Here is a 20,473-nt window from a genome sequence, read left to right as displayed (position 1 = left end):
TCCGCTTCACAGCCGGGAACCCCGGGCAACTGAGTTGCATCCCCGAAGAGCTGGCCCTGAGACTGCTGCCGCGTCAAGCAAGCACGCGCCTGGAGTTGTTCGGACTCTTTGGCAAGGGCGTTATGGCTACCCCCGCGGCCTTCGCCGACAACGATTATGAGGACATGGACCACGAGCGGCTGTACGACGATTCGATGGACGGCACCGATGAGAGTGCGGTCGGCTCCACCCTCGGGGTGGTGCCCATGTCGTTCGGACCTGGTTCACCCCGTTCAGCGAGGGCAGGTACGTGCACCCGTCAGCGGCAGACGCACCGGGGTCCTCAGCGGGAGTTCCGCCGTCCTGACAGGGGTAACGCCACCGTCGACCGTGGCGGTGCGTTCCAACCCGGAGTCACGTGTCGAGGTGCTGGGCGTCCAGCCGCAGGGCGAGGGGATGGCCCCGAGTGGCGAGGGCTGCCGTCACGCGTCGAACGGCGCCGTCCACGCTCTCGTGCTCCCAGATGCGGAGCGACAGCCACCCCAGCAGCGCGAGGTGCGCGTCGGTCTCCTCGTCCCGGCGGACGTTGGTTCCGAACTTCCGGCGCCACCATTCCGAGTTGTGCTTCGGAGCGTGCTGGTGCGTCGGGCAAGCGTGCCAGAAGCAGCCCTGGACGAACACCGCGGTGCGCCAGCGTGTGAAGGTGACGTCAGCACGCCGACGTGGCTTTCCCGGGATCGGTAGGTCCACGCGGTAGCGGAAGCCCAACGCATGAAGGGCACGCCGCAGCGCGAGCTCCGGCACCGTGTCCCGCTTGCGTTGGGCAACCATCACCTTCCGGACGTTGGCGTCCCGCGGCGTCGGCACATCCCTACGACTTTCCTTGGTCTCCACCTCCGGACAACTGCTCAGCATTCATTCGGTAACCCTGCAGGCTGCGCTCCCGTGCATGGTCGGGGTGGCGACCGCAGCACCGCTGCTCTCGGTCTGTCATTTCGAGCCAATGCAGCTGAATTTGACCAAACGGTGGCCCGCTTCCTCATGGTTCGACACTATGCGCTGGGAGTGATCGATCCGGTACTCACGGAAGTGAAGGGGGAACACGGTGATCGAAGTGCTGCCGGTGACCGGAGAGCAGTCGGAGATGCTCGGCGCGGCCATCGCCCTGGGCAACCGCTACACGAAGCGGCTCGGTCTGCTCACGCCGCCCGCCTATCGGAAGTACGCCGACGACGGTGGTTTGCTCGTTGCATTGGACCACGGTGAGCTGGTCGGATACGCGCTCTTCGGACTGCCCAAGCGCAGCCAGCACGTTCGCCTCGTGCACCTTTGCGTGCCGGAGGAGCACCGGGGCAAGGGGATCGCGAGGCTCCTGATCGCAGAACTGCGACGCAGCCAAAGCCACCGGCTCGGGATCAGGGCCAGGTGCCGCCGTGACTACGGGCTCAGCGACACCTGGAGCGGCCTGGGCTTCGTACCGAAGGGCGAGGGCCTCGGGCGGGGTAGTGACAAGGAGACCCTCGACACCTGGTGGCTCGACCACGGTCACGACGACTTGTTCACCGAAGCGCAGAGCGACGCCTTGTTGGTCGTGACCGTAGACCACACGGTCTTCTCCGGGCTTCGAGGCACGGGGGCCGATCGCGCGGTCGAGGAGTCGAGGGCCCTCGAGGCCGGATGGCTCGCAGACCTGGTCGAGCTCGCCTACACGCCACAGCTCCTCCTTCATGTCCAAGCGGTGGAGGACCGGGAGGAGCGGAACCACCAACGTGCCGGCCTGTCCAGGCTCCGCTCCCTGGCGCCCGACACCAGTGCGGTGGCCAGCCGCCAACAGGAGTTGACCGCAGCGGTGGGCAAGGAAGGGACCGGTGTCGTGATCGATGCTGGTCTGCGCGCGCGGCTGCGCTACGTGGCCGAGACGTCTTGCGCCGGTCTGCAGGTACTGGTGACCCGAGATTCCGACCTGGCGGCGCTGGCCGACATCGCCTGGGAGGTGGCGCGCGTCAGGGTGGTGTCGCCCGAGGCCGTGACGCTCCATGTGGACGAACTCCGCCAGGCTCAGATGTACCGCCCCGCCGACCTCATGGGAACGGCCTTCTCCGCCGCCGAGGTCGAGCCCGGAAGCGAAGAAGGCCTCGTCGCCTTCTTCGACCAGGCCGGTGGTGACGGTGGAGTCGGCTTGGCTGAGCGGTTGACCAGCCTTGCCCAGGACGGCGTGTTGTGGCGCAGGGAACTCCTCCGGGACGGGGAAGGGCGCCCGGTCGCCCTCTACGCGTGGGCGCTCGACGGCCGGACCCTGAACGTTCCGCTCCTGAGGACCGCATTGCACGGGTTGGAAGAGACGCTCGCCCGCCAGTTGCTCTTCATTCTGAAGAGGCTCGGGCGGGACCGGGGCGCCCAGGTCGTGCGGATCACCGACGCTGGCACCTCGAGGGCGGCTGTGGCCGCTGCCGGCCCCGACGGCTTCATCGAGGACGAGAACGGCTTCACCGCGTTCCTCGTAGACGTGTGCGGGTCGGCGGAGGCGGTCTCCGGGGCCGCCAGGCAGATCGCGGGGCGGGTCGGCGCCGTGACGCCTGTCCTGGACGCCCGTGCGCCAGCGGAGATCGCGAGCATCGCCGAGAGGGTGTGGTGGCCGGCGAAGCTGGTCGACTCGGCCCTGCCGTCCTTCATCGCACCCGTCAAGCCGCGCTGGTCCACAGAGCTGTTCGACGTTCCGGCCATGCTCGTACCGCGCGACGACGTACTCGGCATCAGTCGCGAGCACGTGTACTACCGGTCAGCCGGCCATCGGGGGGAGAGCGTCCCGGCTCGGATCCTTTGGTACGTCAGCGAGGGGTCCGCGGGCCAGCAGGGCAAGATGGTGATCGGTTGCTCGCGGCTCGATGAGGTGGTCATCGGCGACCCCGATGCCCTCTTCTCGCGATTCGAACACCTGGGCGTATATGGTCGTTCCGAAGTGCGTGCGGCAGCCGATGCGTCGGGCCGGGTCATGGCGCTGAGGTTCTCGGACACGGAGCTGTTTCCCGTACAGGTGACGCATTCGCGATTGGCCGCGCTGGCGAACGGGCTGGGGCTAGGGTTGTCGCTGATGTCGCTGTCGAAGATCGACAACGCCCTGTTCCAGGCCGTCTACGAAGAGGGGCACCGAAAGACGTGAGCGGTCCGGAGCGCGCGATGCTGTTGTCCGTCCACCCGAGGTTCGCGTCGGCGATCCTGGCCGGCACCAAGACGGTGGAGGTACGCCGTCAACGCGTCGCTGCTCCTCCCGGGACGCCCGTACTCCTCTACGCGACCGCGCCGACCATGGCCATCGTCGGCATGGCGAGGATCGCCTCGGTGCAGGTGGCCAGCCCGCGTGAGGTCTGGACCGCCAGTCGCAGGAGCACCGGCATCAGCCGTCGCGAGTACGACGACTACATGAGCGGAGCGAACCGGGCCAGTGGGCTCTCACTGGAGGAGCCGGTTACCTTCGAGGTGCCGGTTCCTCTTGCGGCTCTCAGGGCCTCCGGCCCGTTCCATCCACCGCAGAGCTACAGGTACTTGACCGGCGAGGACCTGCAGAAGCTGGTTGCGGCCACCCCTCTCAGGAGCGAATCCCTACAAGAGGCCCTCGGCGAGCTGACGCCTGCGTAGGCCCTGCACACTCAGCGGCGACACCACGTGGATGGCGATCGGCTACCTGGTGCCGCAGCAGGACCTTCCTGTGGCCTCCGAGCCGGTGTTTCCCCGATAGCTGACTGCAGCGTGGGTCGCCCAGGAGGAGGAAGCTGCGCATAACTGCTGGCCGGTCGGATGCGGTAACGCGCTCGAGCCGCTTTGCGTCCCAATGGCCGCTCAGGTGAGAGCCGTGGAGCTTGCGGCCTTATGGCGGGACTGCTCGACCTGCCGTCCATGCGCACGCCGTTGCAGTCAGGCTCGGAGCCTCGGAACAGCCATCGTGAATGCGGCGAGACGGAAGGCGTTGCGGATCTGCGTCAGGGGTTCGCGGTCGCGGTTGTAGCGCAGCTTGTTGGTGAGGAGGACGGCCCAGCGGCCCTGGGTGGGGCTGATCCACATGCCCGTGCCGGTGAAGCCGTAGTGGACCCAGACGTCCTCGGCGGGGTCGGTGCCGGGGGCGGGGTGCCAGAAGAGGCCGCGGGCGGGGGTGAGGGCGCCTGTGTGGATGCGAAGGGAGTCCTTGATCCAGGTCGGACCGAAGGCGGCCTGGGCGGGGGCGAGCATGTGGCGGAGGAAGAGGGCGAGGTCGTCGAGGACGGAGAAGGTGCCGGCGATGCCGCAGATGCCGCCGAGGAGGCGGGCGGAGAAGTCGTGGGCGGTGCCCTTGAGGTGGGTGCCGGTGGACTCGTCGTACTCGGTGGGGGCGCAGCGGGCCGCCTCGGCGGCGGGGAGGGGGCCGAAGCGGGTGTGGGCCATGCCCAGGGGGTGCCAGACGCGAGCGGTGGCGAGCCGGTCCAGGGGCTGGCCCGACAGGTGCTCGGCGAGGTAGCCGAGGATCAGGGCGGCCCGGTCGGTGTACTCGACGGCCTCGCCCGGCGGGCGGTGGAGGGCTTCGTGGAGGACGCCGTCGCGGATGTCCTGGGGGTCGGTGCCGTAGAGGTTCTTCAGGTTGGCGCGGAGGGGCAGGCCTGCGGTGTGGGTCAGGAGGTGGTGGGCCGTGGCCCGGGCCAGGGGGTGGCCGGCGACCTCGTACCAGAAGGTGCCCAGAGGGGCGTGGAGGTCGAGCTTGCCCTCTTCGGCGAGCGTGCCGATCGTGGACCAGACGGCGAGGATCTTGGTGAGGCTGGCCACGTCGAAGACGGTGTCCAGCCGCATCGGGTCGTCGGGCCGGTCGGGGTCGAGGAGGCCGACGGCTCCGCTCGCGCGGATGCCGTCGGCGTCCCCGACCGCCCACACCGCGCCGGGGTAGACCTCCTCGCGCACGCCGGTCTGGAGGAGGTCGTCGATACGGGCGGTGGAGGGGGTCGTCATGGTCTCCCGATCGTCGTACGGCCGCGGGTGGTCCGCTGGCCAGCCTAGTGACGTGTCCGGGGTCGGCCTGACTGCGCCACGGGTGGAGTCAGGTGAGCCGTCGGCCCAGGTTGGTGATGGCCGAGGCGGTGGCGCTGAGGGGGAAACGGGCGGCGTTGGTGCGGCCGGCTGCGCGGAGCAGCTCGAGCAGGCCCGGTGTGGTGCGGAGGCGGTTGAGGTCGTGGGCCGCGGTGGCCGGGGTGGTGAAGTCGGTGGCCATGCCGGTGCCGGCGAGGGCCTCGGTGAGGCCGGGGACGGGTTGGTAGAGGACGGGGAGGCCGCAGGCCTGGGCTTCGAGGGCGACGAGGCCCATGGCCTCCAGGGTGGTGGAGGGCACGGCCAGGACATCGTGGTCGGCGAAGACCTTCCACAGCTGCTGCCGGCGGAACCAGCCGAGGTAGCGGACGTGAACACCGTGCTGGCGGATGACCGGTACGAGGTCCTGGAACTGGGACCGGGGTGCGGCGACGCTCAGTTCGATGGAGGGCGTGGCGGCGACGGCTTGGAGGAGGGGTTCGAGGCCCTTCTCGGAGCTGACGCGGCCTGCGAAGAGGACGCGCAGGTGACTGGTGCGGCGTCGTGCGGGTCGGGGCGGGGGAGCGGTCAAGAGCTTGTCGGGGACGCCCCACGGGATCTTCTCGATCTTGTGCCTGTCGGTCTTGGGGGCGAGCTTGAGCAGCCGGTCGGCCATGGCGTTGGTGGGGACGACGATCGCGTCGGCTGCGTTCGCCGCCTCGCGCAGGACGCGGAGCTGGGTGCTGTGGTTCTCGGCGTACAGGAGGTCGGTGCCGTGGACGAACGCGATGCGGGGGTGGCGGGGGAAGGCGCGCAGGAGGGCCGGGGTGGCGCCGAAGGCCAGGTGGTGGAGGTGCAGCACGCTGATCTGCCGCGGATCGACGGCGGCTGTGAGGGCGTGACGGAGGTCGGTGACGTACCGGTTGAAGCGGTCGCCGCCGATGCACTTCCCGGTGGCGTGGAGGAGGTCGAGGCCGGCGGGCGTCCGGGGGCGGGGGCCGTCGGGGGCGAGCATGAAGGCGCGGGCGGGGACGGCGGGCTGCTCGCCGGTGTAGAGGTCGAGGAAGAGCTCGACGCTGCCGCCGGGGCTTGGGTAGTCGAGGTCGAGGGCCGTGGCGACGAGGCGGTTCACCGGCGGCCTCCGGGGTTCTCCTCGTAGAGGCGCGAGGTCTCGATGCCTTCGCTGGTGCGGTACTTGAGACCGTGCTGCTGGTAGCTGGCCGGCGTGCCGTGGGTGCGGAGGAAGACGAGCTTGCCGAACGTCATGCCGGGGCGGACGCGCACGGGGCGGGTGGCCCTGATCTCCAGGGTCCAGCGGATGGCGTGGCCCTGGTGGCCGAGGGGCGCGGAGACGTGGACCCAGATACCGAGGCAGCCGGTGGTCCGGTCGCCGTTGAGGAGTTGGGCGTAGGTCTCGGATCCGGTCCGCTCCAGGGTGTGGCCGAGGTAGAGGTTGCCGGGTTCGAGAACGTAGCCGTCGTCGGGGAGGGCGACTTCGCGGAAGGCGGTGGGGGCGGCGGCATCCAAGTCGCCCTGGCAGATGCGGAGGGTGCTGCCGAGGCGCCAGTCGTAGGCGTTGGGGGAGAGGCGGTCGGGCTCGTACGGGTCGATGGTGATGTGACCCGCGTCGCGGGCGGCGGCGATGGCCGGTCCGGTCAGGATCACGACGTCACCACCGAGGGGTCGAGGTCCCGCCAGTAGGCGGAGGGCTGCGGCCCGGCGGAGGCCTGGTACTTGCCCGAGTACAGGTCGATGGCGCCCTCGGAGACGAAGAACATGATCTGCCCGATCTTCATCCCGGCGTAGACGCGGACGGGGCGGGTGGGGGTGAGCATCAGCGTCCACTGCCCGTGGAAGCCGATGTCGCCGATGGGCGCGGTGATCTCGACGAAGAGTCCGAGCCGGCCGACGGAGGAGCGGCCGAAGAGCAGCGGGACGAAGCGGTCCGAGCCCACTTCCTCCATGGTGTGTCCGAGGTACAGCTCGCCCGGCTGCAGGGTGTGGCCGTCCTCGCCGACCTGGATGCGGTGGGTGCGGTTGGGGCGGTGGGAGTCGAGGACGTCGTCGGTGTAGGTCAGCAGGGTGGGCCCGAGGCGGACGTTGTAGCTGTTCGGGTTGACCTGGGCGGAGGAGAAGGGGTCGATGCGCAGCCGCCCGTCGCGCGAGGCGGAGATGATCTCCGGACCGGTCAGGATCACTGGTCGTCTCCGTTCGTCAGGGTGCTTCGGATCGCGGAGCCCAGGCTGAGGCCGGCGGGACGGGTCCGGCCGCCCAGGCAGCTGTTGGCCAGGTAGTCAGTGGTCAGCACGTTCGTCAGCCCGGACGGAAGCGGGTCGGGAGAGGTGACGAGCGGCCCGACCCGCTCGGTGAGGTGGCTGAGGAGGGCTTCGGTGTCGTGGCGGTGAGCCGGTGCGATGCAGGCCTCGACCAGGGAGTTCGCGAACGGCTCGATGGCCAGCAGATCGCCTGTGGTCAGGATCTCGCCCAGGACCGTGGTGCGGAGGGCGGTCTCGTTCAGGACGACGGCGTCCCTGCCCAGGCCGCTTCGGAGGCGGTCGGCCAGGTTTTGGGCCAGGGCCCGGCGATCGAGCTGCTCGTTCCGGTACGGTTCCGCGATCCGGCCCAGCGGCTCGGCCAGCTGTGCGTCGAACACCGCGATCCGGTCCCGTACGGAGGCCAGCTCGGGCGGCAGGACAGATGGGGTGGTGTTCGCCCTGTCGGAGAAGAGGGCGGTCCGGCCGACCCAGCGGTCGGGGGTGTACGTCGCGACGGCGTAGCCGATGCCGAGCTCGCGGCCCTTGAGGATGAGGGTGCTGCCGATGTGGGTGGGGCCCGTGTGGTCGCTGTGGCAGTGGCCCGAGAAGATCACGTCCAGGAAGGGACAGGCTTCGGCGAGCCCGAGGTCCTCCTCGAAGCCCGAGTGGCTGAGGAGCACCCAGGATTCGACCTCGTGGTGGTGCGCCAGCATCAGCTCGCGCAGGGCCTTCACCGGCTCGACGGCCCGCTGTCCCAGCCGTTGGGCGACCGGGATCGAGTCGAACGCCTGGAGCCCGATCACCCCGGTGACGGCCGTACGCCGGCCTCCGATCTCCACGACGTGCAGCCGCCGGAACAGAGGGTTGCCGGTCGAGTCGTCGACTGCGTTCGCGCAGACGGTCCGCTTGTGGAGGGCGGGCTCGAAGTAGTGCGCCCAGCCGTGGTTTCCGGGGACGATGACGTCGTACAGGCCGAGCAGGACGTCCCGTTCGAGCTCTCCCTGGCCGAGTCGGTAGTAGCCGGTGCCTTCGAAGAAGTCGCCGCAGTCCACGAGCAGGCTGTTCGACCGTGCCTCGTGGAGGTGGCCGAGGAAGGAAGCGCCGGCGCCGAGGGCGGAGTGGACGTCCGTGGTGGCCAGGATCCGTTGGATCGTTCGGCTCGCGGTCACGGGGCGACCTCGCAGATGTCGGCGCCGAGCTGGAGGAGCTTGCCGGGCAGGTCGGCGTGGCCCCGGCGCAGCTGGGCGACTCCGCCGAGGGTCGTGATCCCGCGGGCGGTCAGGGCCGCCACCATGAGGGCGGAGCCGGTGCGGATGTCCGTCGCTTCGACACCGGCTCCGGTGAGGCGCTGGGGACCGGTCAGGCGGCACTCGGTGGGTGAGATCTCCTCGATGTCGGCTCCGAGCCTCGCCAGCTGGGGCAGGAGGTTGCCGTGGCGGCCGGGGTTGATCGAGTCGGCGAACAGGTGGGTGCCGGGCCGGCCCAGGGCCAGAGCCATCAGCGGCGGCTCGAAGTCCGCGTCCAGGCCCCCGGGAGCGAGGGTGGCGATGGCCCGCAGCGTCCGGCCCGTCGGGCTGGTGTTGCTGCCGTCGACGAGGAGCGTTTCGCCCCGGACCGAGGTGGGGACGCCCAGCCGCTGGAGCGTCGCCTGGAACGGCACGAGGTCCCGGCCGTGGATGCCGTCGATCCGGGCCTTGCCGCCGGTGGCGGCGACGGCACAGGCGAGCGTTCCCGCCTCGATCTTGTCGCCCGGCACGAGCCAGGCCGGAATTTCGTCGGTGGGCGTGGATGCCGGATCGAGGGCGAGGACCCGGTCATTCACCTTGGCCTGCCAACCCACCGAGCGCAGCGCGTCGAGCACGGCCAGGACCTCCGGCGAGAGGTTCGGGCGTCCCAGGCGCAACGCCCGGTCGGCGACGACCGCCCGCAGCACGGCGCCGATCGTCGCGCCGCGCGACCGGAAGGGCAGCGCGTGCGAGACCGTGCCGCCGCTGCCCTGCCCGCTGGCCTCGACCGCGTACCCGGCGTCTTGGACGGTGACGTGGTCCCCGAACGCCTCGTACACCTTGAAGTGCAGTTCCATCCCGCGCTGCCCGATCCGGCAGCCGCCGGGCCAGGGAAGCCGGGCGCTGCCCCGTAAGGCGAGGAGGGCGGGCACCAGGTAGTACGAGGCCCGAATGGTCGAGGCGCGGCTCAGGTCGGGAACGGCAGGCGGGCGCTCGGGTGCCATGACGAGCAGGGTGTCCGGCCGCCCGACCGCCTGCACCACGTGCCAGCCGGTCCCCTGGAGGAGGGCCGTCATCGCCTGGACGTCGGCGCTGGCCGGAACGTTCTCCAGCTGGACGTTCCGACGTACGGCCGCCGCGGTCGCCAGCAGGGGAAGGGCGGCGTTCTTGGAGCCGTCGACGGTGACGGAGCCGGCGAGCGCGTTGCCAGGGCGTACGGCGATCACTTCGGCGTTCGAGACCGAAGCTCGGGTGAGTGCCACGGTCAACTCCTTCAGTCGAGAGGTTGGGGGAAGGTGGAGGTCGTGCGGTGGGCCGGGCGGGCGGCGAGGTCGAACTCGGCCCAGCAGGACTTGCCCGAGGAGCCCTCTTCGACGGCGTGCTCGTCGGCGAGGGCGGCAACGATCAACAGACCCCTGCCGTGCTCTGCGTCCGGGCGGACGGCGCGCTTCCGAGGGACGGCCGAGCTCTGGTCGCGGACCTCGAAACGCAGCCGGTCGCCGCGCAGGCGAGCAGTGATGGATGCGGTCCCGGCGCCTCCGTGCCGGACGGCGTTGGCCAGGAGCTCGCCCGCCACCGTCTCCGCTCCGTGTAGGTCGTCGGTGACCGCGCTCCGGCGCCAGCCACTGACCTCGTCCATCAGCGTGCGCCGCGCGCGGGCGGCGCCTTCCGGCGTACCCGTCACCGGCAGGGTGACCTCGTGCACTTCCATGGGCGGCCTCCTGGATGGGTGCGGTTCCACCAGGCAAGCGGGCCGAGGGTGCCGCCCGCGACGCAGCACGCAGGTCGTGCATCGCTCATGCAGCTTCTGCATGGCGGGCAATTTCCCTACCGGTAGGCTCGGTTGACCAGGCAGGATCGGTCTCGGCAGAAGGGGCCGTGGCGCAGATGGCCGACACACAGGGCGAGGCACACCGCATCGGTGCGCTGATCCGCCGGGCAAGGGTCTTACAGAGCCGCTCACAAGCGGACGTGGCCGCCGAACTGGGTTACCACCAGTCGAAGATCAGCCGCCTGGAGGGCGGCCGCGGAACCGACGACATCCGGATCCTCCGCGACGTCGCCCGGGTGCTGCGGATCCCGCCGGCCCACCTCGGGCTCGCTGAGGCCGCCCGGGTAGCCGAGTCCCCCGATCCGGAGACAGACGACATGCGCCGCCGTACCTTCCTCGCCGCCGGCGTCACCGCGCTGGCCGTACCCGTGCCCGTCGCGCACCCGGCGCTGGTCCAGGCACTCCTGCCCGGCATGCTCGCAGCCCCGACAACGGAGCCAGCCTCCACGGACCGGCTCCGCCTACGTGCCACGGCCATCCGCAGGCTGCTGACCACGTGCGACTACGCGGAGCTGGAGCGCACGCTTCCCGGCCTGATCACGGACCTGCGCCATGCGCTCGGCAGCTCGTCCCGGCCCGAAGAAATTTCCCGCTTCCTCGCCACGGCCTACCAGACCTCCGCCAGCCTCTTCCTCAAACAGGGAGACGCCGGAACCGCCTGGCTCGCCGTCGGCCGCGCCATGGCGGAGGCCGAACGCTTCGGCGACCCCCTCGTCCTCGCCGCCAGCATCCGGCTCCACGCGCACGCCCTCGTCCGCGAAAAGCACCCCGGCCAGGCAGTCACGCTGATCCGGCACACGGCTTCCCAGCTCACCGGCTCGTACGACCGTCGCTCCCCGCACCACCTCGCCGTCCTCGGGCTGCTCCTGCTGCGCGGAGCCACGGCCGCGAGCCGCGCGGCCGACCGTGCCGCCACCGGGGAGTTCCTTGCCGAAGCGGAGGAGGTGGCCCGGTACGTCGCTCTGGACCGGCCGGACGCCTGGGCCAACTTCAGCCCGACGAACGTCACCCTGCACCGGATCAGCGCGGCGGTCTCCTTCGGCGACGCGGGCATCGCCCTCGACGCGGCCCGCCCGCTCATGCACTGCCACATCCCGGTCCCCGAGCGCCGTGCCGCACTCTGGATCGAGGCCGCCCGCGCCTACGCCCAGCAGGGCCGCCTGGCAGACGGCTACCAGGCCCTGCGGATCGCCGAGACCTGCGCCGCCCAGGACGTACGACGTCCCGCCGTCCGCGAGCTGGTCGCCGACATGGCCGCGCGGGACCGCCGTCGTACCCTGCCGGAGCTCCACCACTTCAGCCGCCGACTGGGAGTACCCGCGTGACCGAGCCGCAGTCCAAGCCCTTCCTGTACGTCGTCGTGTGCGCCGCCGGGATCGCTGGCGACGTCGGCAGACTGATCACCGCAGCGCAGGAACGGGGCTGGGAGGTCGGGGTCATCGCCACCCCGCAGGGTCTCGAGTTCCTCGACGCCTGGGCGATCGAGGAGCAGACCGGGTACCCGGTCCGGTCCGCCTGGCGTGAGCCCGGCGAGGCGCGGACGTACCCGCGGGCCGATGCCATCGCGGTCGCGCCAGCCACGTTCAACACGGTCAACAAGTGGGCCGCCGGCTTCGCCGACAACCTGGCCCTCGGCATTCTCTGCGAAGCCCCCGGCATGGGCGTCCCCACGGTCCTGCTGCCCTACGTGAACACCGCGCTCGCCGCCCACCGGGCCTACCGGCGCAGCATTGACGAGCTCCGGGAGATGGGCGTTCTGATCGGCAGCTACGAGCCACACCGTCCGAAGTCCGGTGGCGGGGCCGACCGCTTCCCGTGGGAGGAAGCGGTCGATCTGCTGGCCCCGCTCCTCCATGCCGGGGCCGAGCCGCAGTGAACGTGTCGGCATCGCCCTTCGGGGCAGCCAGCCCACCCGACCTGGAGGAGCAACGTGGAGCAGCAGAACGCTGAGGGGCGACCGGCCATCGCAGCGGCCGTCGTGGTGCACGAGGGCCGCGTTCTGATGGTGCGGCGCCGGATCAGCGAGGGGCGGCTGTCCTGGCAGTTCCCCGCCGGTGCGGTCGAGCCGGGCGAAGCCCGGGAGGAGGCCGCCGTACGCGAGACGCTGGAGGAGACCGGCCTCGCCGTGAAGGCGCTGAAGCTGCTGGGGGAACGGGTCCACCCTGACACCGGCCGCTTGATGTCGTACACCGCCTGCGAGGTAGCCGGCGGCCACGCGCGAGTCGTGGACACCGACGAGCTGGCCGAACTCGCGTGGGTGGCCCACATCGAGATCTCTGAGTACATCCCGTACCCCCTGTTCGAGCCGGTGCAAGAACACCTCGGCGTCGTCCTGGAGCGCTGACGCGGACCGCGCGCATTGGGACAACACGCACACGGCGGATCTCGGGGACCACGGTGGGGCAGGTCCTAGCCGTCTTCGAGAAGTCGGTCGGTGGCGTCCTGGACGCGGGCGGATGCTCGGCGGACCGCAACGAGCACGGCATCGAGTTGACTGTCAGTTGGTTGGCCGCCGGAGTTGACGGCGCGGGTCAGCTGGTTCAGGTTGTTGCCGATCTGACCGAGGTGCCTGCGGGCAGCGAACAGCTCGGTGACGGTCTCACGACGCCCGGCGATGGCCGCGGCGCTGGTGTGCGGGTCGAGGGCAGCCCTGAGGGCGGCTTTGGCGAAGAAGCCGGCGACGGTGACGCCGACGGCCTTCGCGGCGGTCGCGACGAGCGCGTGCTCGTCGTCGTTCACACGGACGCTGCACACTTTGGAGCGCTGGCCGTGCTTGTGGGTACGGCGTCGTATACGGGGCTCTGGAGGGGTAGCGGAGGCGTACGTGGCTTCGCACGGAGACTGTTGCTCTTCCCCCGGCTGCGTCCGTCCCGCGGTCGCGGCCTCCTCGTCAGGCGTCCCCCGGCGCCGGACGATGCTCCGTCCCCCTGGGGCGGTGAGTCCTTTGGACACTCCGCCGGTGGTGGAGTGTCCAAAGGGATAACTTGCTCCGTCTCGGGCTTGGGTAGGGGCCGCCTGCTGGTGGTCGTGGGGACTCGTGGTTGTGGAGGCGTCGTGCAAGAGCGTGTCTCCTGTTGGTCGGGCTGGAACGGCTTCGGTGCTGTGGGGATGGGGCGTACGAACGTCAGCTCGCCCCGCGACGGATGCGCGGGTGGGCAGCCTGACTTCGGACGGGGCTCACGCGGCGTCCGCCCTGCCGCTGTCGAGTTCGACCTGGACCTGCTGGGTGATCTTGTCCCGGCGGTCCCTGCCGATGGAGAGGCCACGTGCGCGGACAGCCGTCTCGATGTGGCGGCTTGACGCGCGTCCATCGCGTCCGAGCGGGGCGGTGCGGGCGATGGCGCGGAGTTCGTCGTCGGTGGCGGCGGGCTTGCGACCGGTGCGCTTCTTCGGCGGGACGTGGGCTTCCGCCACTTGATCGGCCTCTTCCGCCACATCGCCTGATCCGTCCCGTAGGGCGTCAGCCGGAGCGAGGCGGCCACCCTCGCGTGGAGGGCTGTGAGGGTCCATGGGCCCTTCTGGGTAGGGGAGCTGCGCTGTGGCGGGGTGCGCGCGGGGACGGTCCAGGTCCGCGGGATGCGCTGCGGGCTCTCCTGCCGGACAGCGGTTGTGGTGGGACTCGTCGGCGGCGACATGGCGGTGGATCTGCCGCATGAGGACGCCGAAGGCGAAGAGCGCGGCTGCTGGAGGCACGGCTGCGACGACGTAGTCGAGGGCCGGGGCCGGGACGCCGTTGGTGCTGCTGACTCCGGCGACGTTGAGGGCGATGGAGCCCAGTGATCCGGCAGCGGTGAGGGCGATCGCCCACCCGTCGGTTTCCCGGCGGAGGCTGGCCCGGAGCATGAGTACTTCCCCGGCGACGATGAAGGCGTCGAGCGTGGCGGGCCACGCCCACTGGCGGGCTGGGGAAGCGCTGAGACCGTGCTGCCCCGCGACTTCGGCGAGATGGGCGTAGGAGAGCCAGAATCCTGCTGCGGTGAGCGCGACGATGACGCAGCCTGCGACGGCCAGGGCGTACCGCTCAGCCGTCTGCGTGCGGTGGGAGGTGGTGGTCAAGCGGGTGGTGCTCCAAGGGGTTGGCGCGTTCAAGCGGCAGGGGAGGTGCGGCGGCGGTCGGCGCCGTCGAGGACGACCCGGTGGGTCATTTCGGAGAGGCGGGAAGCGACGCGGTCGCCGAGGGCGGTGCGGAGCTCGGGGATGGGGAGGTTGGTCGTGAGCAGGGTGGGGCGCAGGTACTCGTACCGGTGGTTGATCAGCCGGTAGGTCAGCTCCTCCGTCCACTCGCTGCCCTTGGCGGCGCCGAGGTCGTCCAGGAGTAGCAGCGGGCAGCGGGCCAAGGTGTGCAGCTCACGTTCCGCGTCGAGGCCGGGGCGGGGCCTCAGGCGGGCGTACAGGTCGGCGGCTGTGACCGCCTCCCAGCGCAGGCGGACGCCGGCAGCGAGCAGTGCGCGGACGGCCCCGTAGGCCTGGTGGGTCTTGCCGGTGCCCGTGGGACCAGCGATGAGGAGCGACGGGCCCTCTGCTATGCCCCGCGTACCGCTCGGGCCGGGGCGCCCGGCACGCGCGATCTCGTCCACCCAGGCGGTGACTTGGGGGTGATCGGCGAGGGCATGCCGGTATCGCGGGGGGATCCGGCCGTCGGCCAGTTCCAGTGCGCTGACAGGCTCGGGCGTGGGCTCCGGTTCCTCCGAGCCGATGAGGGGGTCCATGCCCCGGCGGGCCAGGATGCCCGCCACGGCCCGGACGGCCTGACCGGAGGGGGTGGGCAGGGTGGTGGCGGTCAGAGCGCACCCCCGTAGGCAGCGGCGACGTCGGTGGGGTTGGTCCAGGGACGGTGGGTGACGGCGGTCGTGGGCGTCCCCGCGTTCATGACCTCGTGCACGACACTGGCCAGGGTCTTCGGGTGAAGGCCCTTGGCACGGTGGCGGTCCAGACCGGCTCGTACGTGGGCGGGGTCGATGCCCTCGGCCAGGAGCTTCGCGGCTTCCCGTCCGAGTTGACCGAGCACGCTCGCGGGCGGACGGTGTTCGCAGGCCGCGGCGTACTCGGTGACGAGGTCCTTCGCCGAGACGGTCTGGGGCGCGGGGGCGCTCGCGCCCCCCAACGGGGTAGTTCCTAGTTCCCTGTTCCTAGGTCCTAGATCCGGACGCTGAGGGTTCACCGCGGCCTTTACGAGCCCTCCCTGAGCATGCGCTGACGACTCACTGAATCGCCCCTGACCAGCAGAGTCTCGGCTCATGGTGGGCTCCGTGTCTTCTCCCGGACCTTTCACGGAAGCCTCAGCGACTGCTCCGCGCATGGGCAGTGAGGTCTCACGGGGAAGGCCGAGGTCGTGGTGCGGGCAGTCCGAGATCCTGCTGGCGCTGGGGCGGTTGATCTTCTGGTGGCGGCCGAAGGCGACGATGTGCAGGTACTGCCTTCCGTCCTCGCCCTCGTAGCGGCAGATCAGGCCGGCAGCGTCGAGCTGCGTCAGGTCGTCCTCGACCTCCACCGGGCCGTGCTCGCGGCGCAGCGACCACAGCTGTCCGGCGATGACGGCGGCCTGGTCGCGGATGCGGCCTTTGTCGTCGGATTGGGTGAGCAGGCCGAAGAAGGTCCGCTCGGCTGTCAGGGACACGGCCGCCAGGGACTCGGAGGCGAAGGCCTCGGGCTTGATGGTGCGGATACGGGCGATGAGGATCGACCGCCTTTCGGAATTGGGGGCGTGCAGACAGCGGGGCAGTGGTGCGTGGACAACACAGCCACACCCCTGCCCCGGAAGTCCAGAGCTGGTTCTAGGATTCCTGAAAGATTTTCCGGCTGCAGGGTAGACCTGAAATCCCGGTCGCCGAAATCGCCCCTGAAATCTGCTGGCATCGCTCACGGCAGACAGGAAAGCCTTCCGAAGGCTCGGGCGCGCAAGCTACAACACAGCAATGCCGCCACGCCCCCTTGAAATCGGACCCGCCGGACGGGCCGCCGCCCACGCCATCGAACGCACCCGCGTCGCCCGTGGCTACTCCCAGCGCCAGCTCGCTGCCCGCGTCACCGCACTCGGTCGCCCCATGACCTTCACCGCGCTCTCACGTATCGAACGCACGGTCCGGCGCTGCGACATCGACGACCTCGTCGCCATCGCTGCCGCCCTCGGAACCCCTCCGCAGATCTTGCTGGCGACGGTGCCGATCCACCCGGCTCCCGCCGGGGTGGGCGGAATATAGCCGACGATCCCCGGTTTCCGAAACCGGGGATTCTCCGGACCATTCGTGGTCCTGTACGTCTTCGCCGCCCATGGCGGCGGGGCGCTTTCATTCCCTTCGTCTGCCTTAAGGATTCTCGCTTGTCTTCTATCGACCCGGCCTCCTCCGTTACCGCTGTCGGATTCCGTCACCGTCCGGCCATCGGTCGCGCGTTTCTCGGGGTGCAGGACGCGGCTGAATATCTCGGTATTTCACCCAAGACGCTCTACGTATGGCGTCACCGGCGCCAGGGTCCGCCGAGTTTCCGCATGGGTGCCCGCGGGCGAGTGACGTACCGGATCGATGCGCTCGACGCCTGGATACGGGAGCAGGAGCAGGCGGATTCCCGATCCAACCCCGCCCTCAACCCGGTGAGCGCCGCACCGCAGCGGCGCGCCGCCTACTTGGCAACCGTCTGACGCCTCCCGGCCGCCCCTCCCGACCCCTACCTGCAAGGAAACACTTGGCCGGCTACATCGAAGACCGCTGGATCAACAAGAAGAAGGACCCCGTCACCGGCAAGCGCGAGCGCACTGCCCGGTACGGAAAGGGGAGTCGCTACCGGGTTGCGGGCATCCCGGGGGTCCGGGGCATGTCGTTCGACACCCTGGAGGACGCCAAGGCGTGGCTCCGCAGGGCCGGTACCGACAGTGAGCGGGGCGAGTTCGTCGATCCGCGCGACGGCTCCATCACCATCGCCGACTACGTCAGGCACCACTGGCAGGCGGGCGTGCGTGGAGCACCGGGCACGGTCAAGCGGGTCGACGAGCGCGTGCGCCTCCACGTCCTTCCGCACATCGGCGAAGTGGCGCTGCGGGACGTCTCCGCGTCCGTTCTGCGCGGCTACATCGCCACGCTCGAAGGTGAGTGCGCACCGCGCTATGCCCGACAGATCCTGACCACCCTCTCGAACGTCTTCGAGACGGCGATCGACGACAAGCGTCTGGTCCGCAAGCCGATGCGCGCCAAGTCGGTGCGCTGGCCCAAGGCTCCCGAGGATCAGCGGGAGGCGTGGCTACTGGAGACCGCGCGGCGGGTACGGGACGTCATCAACCAGCGGTACCGGATCGCCGTCGTCGTCGCCCTCGGCTGTGGGCTGCGCCAGGGGGAGGTCTTCGGGCTGTCGTCGGCGGACGTCGACTTCGAGCGCGGCCTCATCCGCGTCCGCCGACAGGTCCAGCTCCTGTACGGCCGCCTGTACTTCACCTTTCCCAAGGGCGGGAAGACCCGCGTCGTCGACATGCCGCCTTCGGTGGCCGCCGAGCTGCGCGCACACTTCCTGCAACACCCGGCTGTTGAGGTCGAGCTGCCCTGGGGCGGCCCCGAACCCGATCGGGAGAAGCGCACCTTCCCGCTGGTCCTGACCACGACCTACGGCAACGCCATCCGCGCCAACATCTTCAACGACGAGGTGTGGAAGCCCGCCCTCGCGAAGGCCGGCGTGATCCCCGTGCGGGAGAACGGCCAGCGCTGGAAGGCCTCCCGCAAGGACGGCTTCCACGTGCTCCGGCACACCTACGCCTCCGTGATCCTCGAGGCGGGTGAATCCGTCGTCACCCTCGCACGATGGCTCGGCCACTCCAGCCCGACCATCACCCTCGACCACTACGCCCACTTCATGCCCGAGGCCGGCGGTAAAGGCCGCTCGGCAGTCGATGCGTTGCTCGGAGTGGCCCCTCAGTACGTCCCAGAAGAACTTGCCCTTGCCTGAGAACGGGGTGGCACAGCTCATGCTGTGCCACCCCGTTCTCGTTGGTGGGTCAGGCTCTGCGTCTCATGCCGCTCGGCGCCAGGGCAGGCGGGAGCGCCGGGAGGGCAGTCTGAGCAGTTCGTGCAGGGCCTTGCCATCGTGGGCCCATTGGTCCAGTCGGTCAGTGGACTCCGTGGCGGTCGCCCCAGGCCGTGGCGCCGCGCGTGAAGGAGCCGTTGGTGACGACGACCGCGTGGTCCGCTCTGTGCGCGGGCCCTGCTGTGCCCTTCACCTCGTACATCACCGACGAGCCGACCTTGCCTCCGACGCGGGTGTGCTTCGCCTGCACCACGATCCGTCCGAGGGGTACCAGGACGCCGATCACGTCCGCGGCCTGGTCCCCGCCTCGGCCCCACCTTCGTGGCCGCCCAGCCGTCGCGGACGAGGAGATCGCGTAGCGCATACTCGAACTGCTGGTCGTCCATTGCGTCCAACTCGGCCAAGGTGATGCGCAGACGAGCCGGCCTCTCGCTGTCCGCGTGGTTCCGGTGGGAGCGTCGTATCCGGAGGCAGGCCAAGCCGGTGGCGAGTGCCAGACCGATCAGGACCAGCAGTGGCCAGCTCTCGGCGGCCTTCGCGAGGAGGCGCGATGCGGCCTGTGCCAGGCGACCGCGAGCGCGAGGGCAACGGCTGCCGCACCCAGGACGTCTGCGGTATTGCGCGGTCGCCACTGGATGCTTCGCCGACGTCGGGCCGTCACTGCCCGCCCGCTGGCGCGGAGACGGCGGCCTTCGGCGCGGGCTGTTGTTCGGCGGTGTTGTCGCCGAACCCGAAGGCCTGCCCGCAGAGCTACACCCCCGCGCACAGGCCGGCCACGGCCCAGACGCTTAGGCTTTTATCCTTTTTGGGACCTGGCCTACGGCGGATGTAGCTGCGCACGCTCATGTATCCGTCTGATGCAGGAAGCCCGGTGCTGTGGTGGTCCTCCCTCGGTGAGAGGGTCGGCTCCGGTTCGGCCTCAACGCCGTTGTCAGCTGGTCAACTTGCGCCCGATCTCGCGATCCAGCGAGCCACACCTTCGAAGGCGTTGAGTACTCGTGTGTCATGCGGCCCGAAGAAGTCCTGACAGTCGCGCCCGAGGCGGTTGTACAAGGCTGCGGCTCCACGCGCGTCCCCTGACTGGCCGGTGAGTTCCGCATGTTCTACGCGTGCCGCTAACGCTTCCTGACTTCCCGGACCGAAGCGGAGTTCCGACTCGAAGATGCGGCGATCAAATTCCTGAAGGCGCTCCGAATGGGACGCATTGCTGTGCTGGGCGTCAGACGCCTTTGCCCCGTTTGTGACGGGCACGTCTTCAGTTCCTAGGGACTGCTGGATATCTTTCATGGCCACGGCGACTGCCTCCGCGCTCCGCGGACGATATCCAGGATCCTTGGCTAAGAGAATCTCGACGATCAGGTCGAGTTCCTCGGGGATGCCTGGACGGTGGGCGCTTGGTGGCGCCAGTGAGTTGTCCTGGTGCATCCTACCAACGGTCATGGGATCGTCCTGAGGAGTACCAAATGGTGGGCGCCCAGCCAGCATTTCGTATAGGACGCAGCCTACGGAGTACAGGTCGCTCTGTGTGCTTCCAGGCTTGCCATTCCACCTCTCTGGCGCTTTGTACAGCGCGGTGCCCACACCTGTGTGAGATTGGGTGGCATCGGCGAAGGATGCAAGCCCGAAATCCACGATCTTGACTTCACTCGTATTCGTGATCATGACGTTGTCGGGTTTGATGTCATGGTGCAGTACCTTGCGCGAGTGCGCGGCCTGGAGGCCCTCGCACATCTGGCGTGTCCAGCGCACGGCTCGCTCAAGGGTAACGGTGGGACCCTCCTTCAAATGGGTGGCTAGTGATTTTCCCTGGATGTACTCCATGACGATGTAAAGCTCACCCTCGTGCTCTCCAGTGTCGTAGATGTGTGCGACGTGAGGGTGGCTGATCCGGGCCATGGCAACCCCCTCTCGTCCGAATCTTTTCACCGTCCAATCGGTGAATTCCGTGAGGGCGCCCTGATGGCGGAGGCGCTGTCGCGCAAGAAATTTCAGGGCCACAGTGCGGACCAGTTTAATGTCCTCGGCTGGCCAAACATCACCCATGGCGCCACTGACCGGCCTGTCTCCCATTTTTCTATAACGGCCGCCGATTAACTTATTGCTGTCCACGTGGATGCCTTCCGTCCTCTGGCTGGATTATCGTATTCCGC

Annotated in this window: 21 protein-coding genes and 1 pseudogene; 8 read left to right on the top strand and 14 right to left on the bottom strand. The window is 69.6% G+C overall.

The genetic code is table 11. The features are described from left to right. Positions 1 to 393: 393 nt before the first annotated feature. The gene (locus ABZ117_RS03175; RefSeq protein WP_356816843.1) at positions 394 to 873 is read right to left on the bottom strand and encodes a very short patch repair endonuclease; all 480 of its coding nucleotides are present in this window, start codon (positions 871 to 873) and stop codon (positions 394 to 396) included. Positions 874 to 1,084: 211 nt separating this feature from the next. Between ABZ117_RS03175 and ABZ117_RS03170 the strand changes: the two genes are divergently transcribed. Then, positions 1,085 to 3,139, top strand: a complete 2,055-nt coding sequence (locus ABZ117_RS03170) for a GNAT family N-acetyltransferase (RefSeq protein ID WP_356816842.1) — start codon at positions 1,085 to 1,087, stop codon at positions 3,137 to 3,139. Beyond that, a complete protein-coding gene (locus tag ABZ117_RS03165; RefSeq protein WP_356816840.1) occupies positions 3,136 to 3,615 on the top strand; it encodes an ASCH domain-containing protein in 480 nt (159 codons plus the stop codon). The genes ABZ117_RS03170 and ABZ117_RS03165 overlap by 4 nt, the downstream gene beginning before the upstream one ends. A gap of 276 nt (positions 3,616 to 3,891) precedes the next feature. Here ABZ117_RS03165 and ABZ117_RS03160 read toward each other — a convergent pair whose 3' ends face one another. The 7 genes from ABZ117_RS03160 to ABZ117_RS03130 form a co-directional block, all read right to left on the bottom strand. Next, positions 3,892 to 4,950, bottom strand: a complete 1,059-nt coding sequence (locus ABZ117_RS03160; protein WP_356816838.1) for a serine hydrolase domain-containing protein — start codon at positions 4,948 to 4,950, stop codon at positions 3,892 to 3,894. An 88-nt stretch (positions 4,951 to 5,038) separates the two neighbouring features. Then, positions 5,039 to 6,136, bottom strand: coding sequence for a glycosyltransferase family 4 protein (locus ABZ117_RS03155; protein WP_356816837.1), 1,098 nt, complete (start codon positions 6,134 to 6,136; stop codon positions 5,039 to 5,041). Next, entirely contained in the window at positions 6,133 to 6,669 is a 537-nt protein-coding gene (locus ABZ117_RS03150; RefSeq protein WP_356816835.1) for a deoxycytidine triphosphate deaminase, read from the bottom strand. The genes ABZ117_RS03155 and ABZ117_RS03150 overlap by 4 nt, the downstream gene beginning before the upstream one ends. Beyond that, positions 6,666 to 7,202 (bottom strand): dCTP deaminase, encoded by a 537-nt coding sequence (dcd, locus tag ABZ117_RS03145; protein ID WP_356816833.1) that lies wholly within the window; start codon positions 7,200 to 7,202, stop codon positions 6,666 to 6,668. The genes ABZ117_RS03150 and dcd overlap by 4 nt, the downstream gene beginning before the upstream one ends. Next, complete coding sequence (locus tag ABZ117_RS03140; RefSeq protein WP_356816831.1) at positions 7,199 to 8,428, bottom strand: metallophosphoesterase; 1,230 nt, start codon at positions 8,426 to 8,428, stop codon at positions 7,199 to 7,201. Before ABZ117_RS03140 ends, dcd begins: the two co-directional genes overlap by 4 nt. Continuing rightward, on the bottom strand, positions 8,425 to 9,711 hold the full coding sequence (locus tag ABZ117_RS03135; RefSeq protein WP_356817390.1) for a UDP-N-acetylglucosamine 1-carboxyvinyltransferase: 1,287 nt from the start codon (positions 9,709 to 9,711) through the stop codon (positions 8,425 to 8,427). The genes ABZ117_RS03140 and ABZ117_RS03135 overlap by 4 nt, the downstream gene beginning before the upstream one ends. A 47-nt stretch (positions 9,712 to 9,758) precedes the next feature. Next, the gene (locus ABZ117_RS03130; RefSeq protein ID WP_356816829.1) at positions 9,759 to 10,196 is read right to left on the bottom strand and encodes an ATP-binding protein; all 438 of its coding nucleotides are present in this window, start codon (positions 10,194 to 10,196) and stop codon (positions 9,759 to 9,761) included. A 176-nt stretch (positions 10,197 to 10,372) separates the two neighbouring features. On the opposite strand from ABZ117_RS03130, the gene ABZ117_RS03125 reads away from it, so the two are divergent. Genes ABZ117_RS03125 through ABZ117_RS03115 form a run of 3 tightly spaced genes read left to right on the top strand, consistent with a single transcriptional unit; the run spans position 10,373 to position 12,660 of the window. Continuing rightward, the gene (locus ABZ117_RS03125; protein WP_356816827.1) at positions 10,373 to 11,641 is read left to right on the top strand and encodes a helix-turn-helix transcriptional regulator; all 1,269 of its coding nucleotides are present in this window, start codon (positions 10,373 to 10,375) and stop codon (positions 11,639 to 11,641) included. Next, positions 11,638 to 12,192: a flavoprotein gene (locus tag ABZ117_RS03120; protein WP_356816825.1), complete on the top strand. Its 555-nt coding sequence runs from the start codon at positions 11,638 to 11,640 to the stop codon at positions 12,190 to 12,192. Before ABZ117_RS03125 ends, ABZ117_RS03120 begins: the two co-directional genes overlap by 4 nt. Before the next feature lie 54 nt (positions 12,193 to 12,246). Continuing rightward, positions 12,247 to 12,660 (top strand): NUDIX hydrolase, encoded by a 414-nt coding sequence (locus tag ABZ117_RS03115; RefSeq protein ID WP_356816823.1) that lies wholly within the window; start codon positions 12,247 to 12,249, stop codon positions 12,658 to 12,660. 65 nt (positions 12,661 to 12,725) lie between these two features. On the opposite strand, the gene mobC is transcribed toward ABZ117_RS03115, so the two are convergent. From mobC to ABZ117_RS03095, 4 genes are all read right to left on the bottom strand, one after another. After that, positions 12,726 to 13,055 (bottom strand): plasmid mobilization relaxosome protein MobC, encoded by a 330-nt coding sequence (gene mobC, locus ABZ117_RS03110; protein WP_356816822.1) that lies wholly within the window; start codon positions 13,053 to 13,055, stop codon positions 12,726 to 12,728. Between the two features lie 438 nt (positions 13,056 to 13,493). Continuing rightward, positions 13,494 to 14,372 carry a DUF2637 domain-containing protein gene (locus tag ABZ117_RS03105; RefSeq protein WP_356816820.1) on the bottom strand — a complete coding sequence of 293 codons (879 nt, stop codon included), beginning with the start codon at positions 14,370 to 14,372 and terminating at the stop codon, positions 13,494 to 13,496. Positions 14,373 to 14,401: 29 nt separating this feature from the next. Beyond that, the gene (locus ABZ117_RS03100) at positions 14,402 to 15,025 is read right to left on the bottom strand and encodes an ATP-binding protein (protein WP_356817388.1); all 624 of its coding nucleotides are present in this window, start codon (positions 15,023 to 15,025) and stop codon (positions 14,402 to 14,404) included. A gap of 71 nt (positions 15,026 to 15,096) precedes the next feature. Beyond that, positions 15,097 to 15,990, bottom strand: coding sequence for a hypothetical protein (locus tag ABZ117_RS03095; protein WP_356817386.1), 894 nt, complete (start codon positions 15,988 to 15,990; stop codon positions 15,097 to 15,099). A 241-nt stretch (positions 15,991 to 16,231) separates the two neighbouring features. Between ABZ117_RS03095 and ABZ117_RS03090 the strand changes: the two genes are divergently transcribed. The 3 genes from ABZ117_RS03090 to ABZ117_RS03080 all read left to right on the top strand — a co-directional run bounded on the left by ABZ117_RS03090 (position 16,232) and on the right by ABZ117_RS03080 (position 18,245). After that, entirely contained in the window at positions 16,232 to 16,516 is a 285-nt protein-coding gene (locus ABZ117_RS03090) for a helix-turn-helix transcriptional regulator (RefSeq protein WP_356816818.1), read from the top strand. 119 nt (positions 16,517 to 16,635) lie between these two features. After that, positions 16,636 to 16,953 carry a helix-turn-helix domain-containing protein gene (locus tag ABZ117_RS03085; RefSeq protein WP_356816817.1) on the top strand — a complete coding sequence of 106 codons (318 nt, stop codon included), beginning with the start codon at positions 16,636 to 16,638 and terminating at the stop codon, positions 16,951 to 16,953. Between the two features lie 44 nt (positions 16,954 to 16,997). Then, positions 16,998 to 18,245: a site-specific integrase gene (locus ABZ117_RS03080; protein WP_356816815.1), complete on the top strand. Its 1,248-nt coding sequence runs from the start codon at positions 16,998 to 17,000 to the stop codon at positions 18,243 to 18,245. A 63-nt stretch (positions 18,246 to 18,308) separates the two neighbouring features. Here ABZ117_RS03080 and ABZ117_RS03075 read toward each other — a convergent pair. Both ABZ117_RS03075 and ABZ117_RS03070 read right to left on the bottom strand, forming a co-directional pair. Next, positions 18,309 to 18,927, bottom strand: a pseudogene (locus ABZ117_RS03075) (restriction endonuclease). A gap of 335 nt (positions 18,928 to 19,262) precedes the next feature. Further along, positions 19,263 to 20,432, bottom strand: a complete 1,170-nt coding sequence (locus ABZ117_RS03070; protein WP_356816813.1) for a serine/threonine-protein kinase — start codon at positions 20,430 to 20,432, stop codon at positions 19,263 to 19,265. Positions 20,433 to 20,473 lie beyond the last annotated feature (41 nt).

It is taken from the genome of Streptomyces sp. NPDC006309 (genome assembly GCF_040613095.1).
Classification (GTDB): Bacteria; Actinomycetota; Actinomycetes; order Streptomycetales; family Streptomycetaceae; genus Streptomyces.
This window is presented reverse-complemented; position numbering and strand designations above follow the sequence as displayed.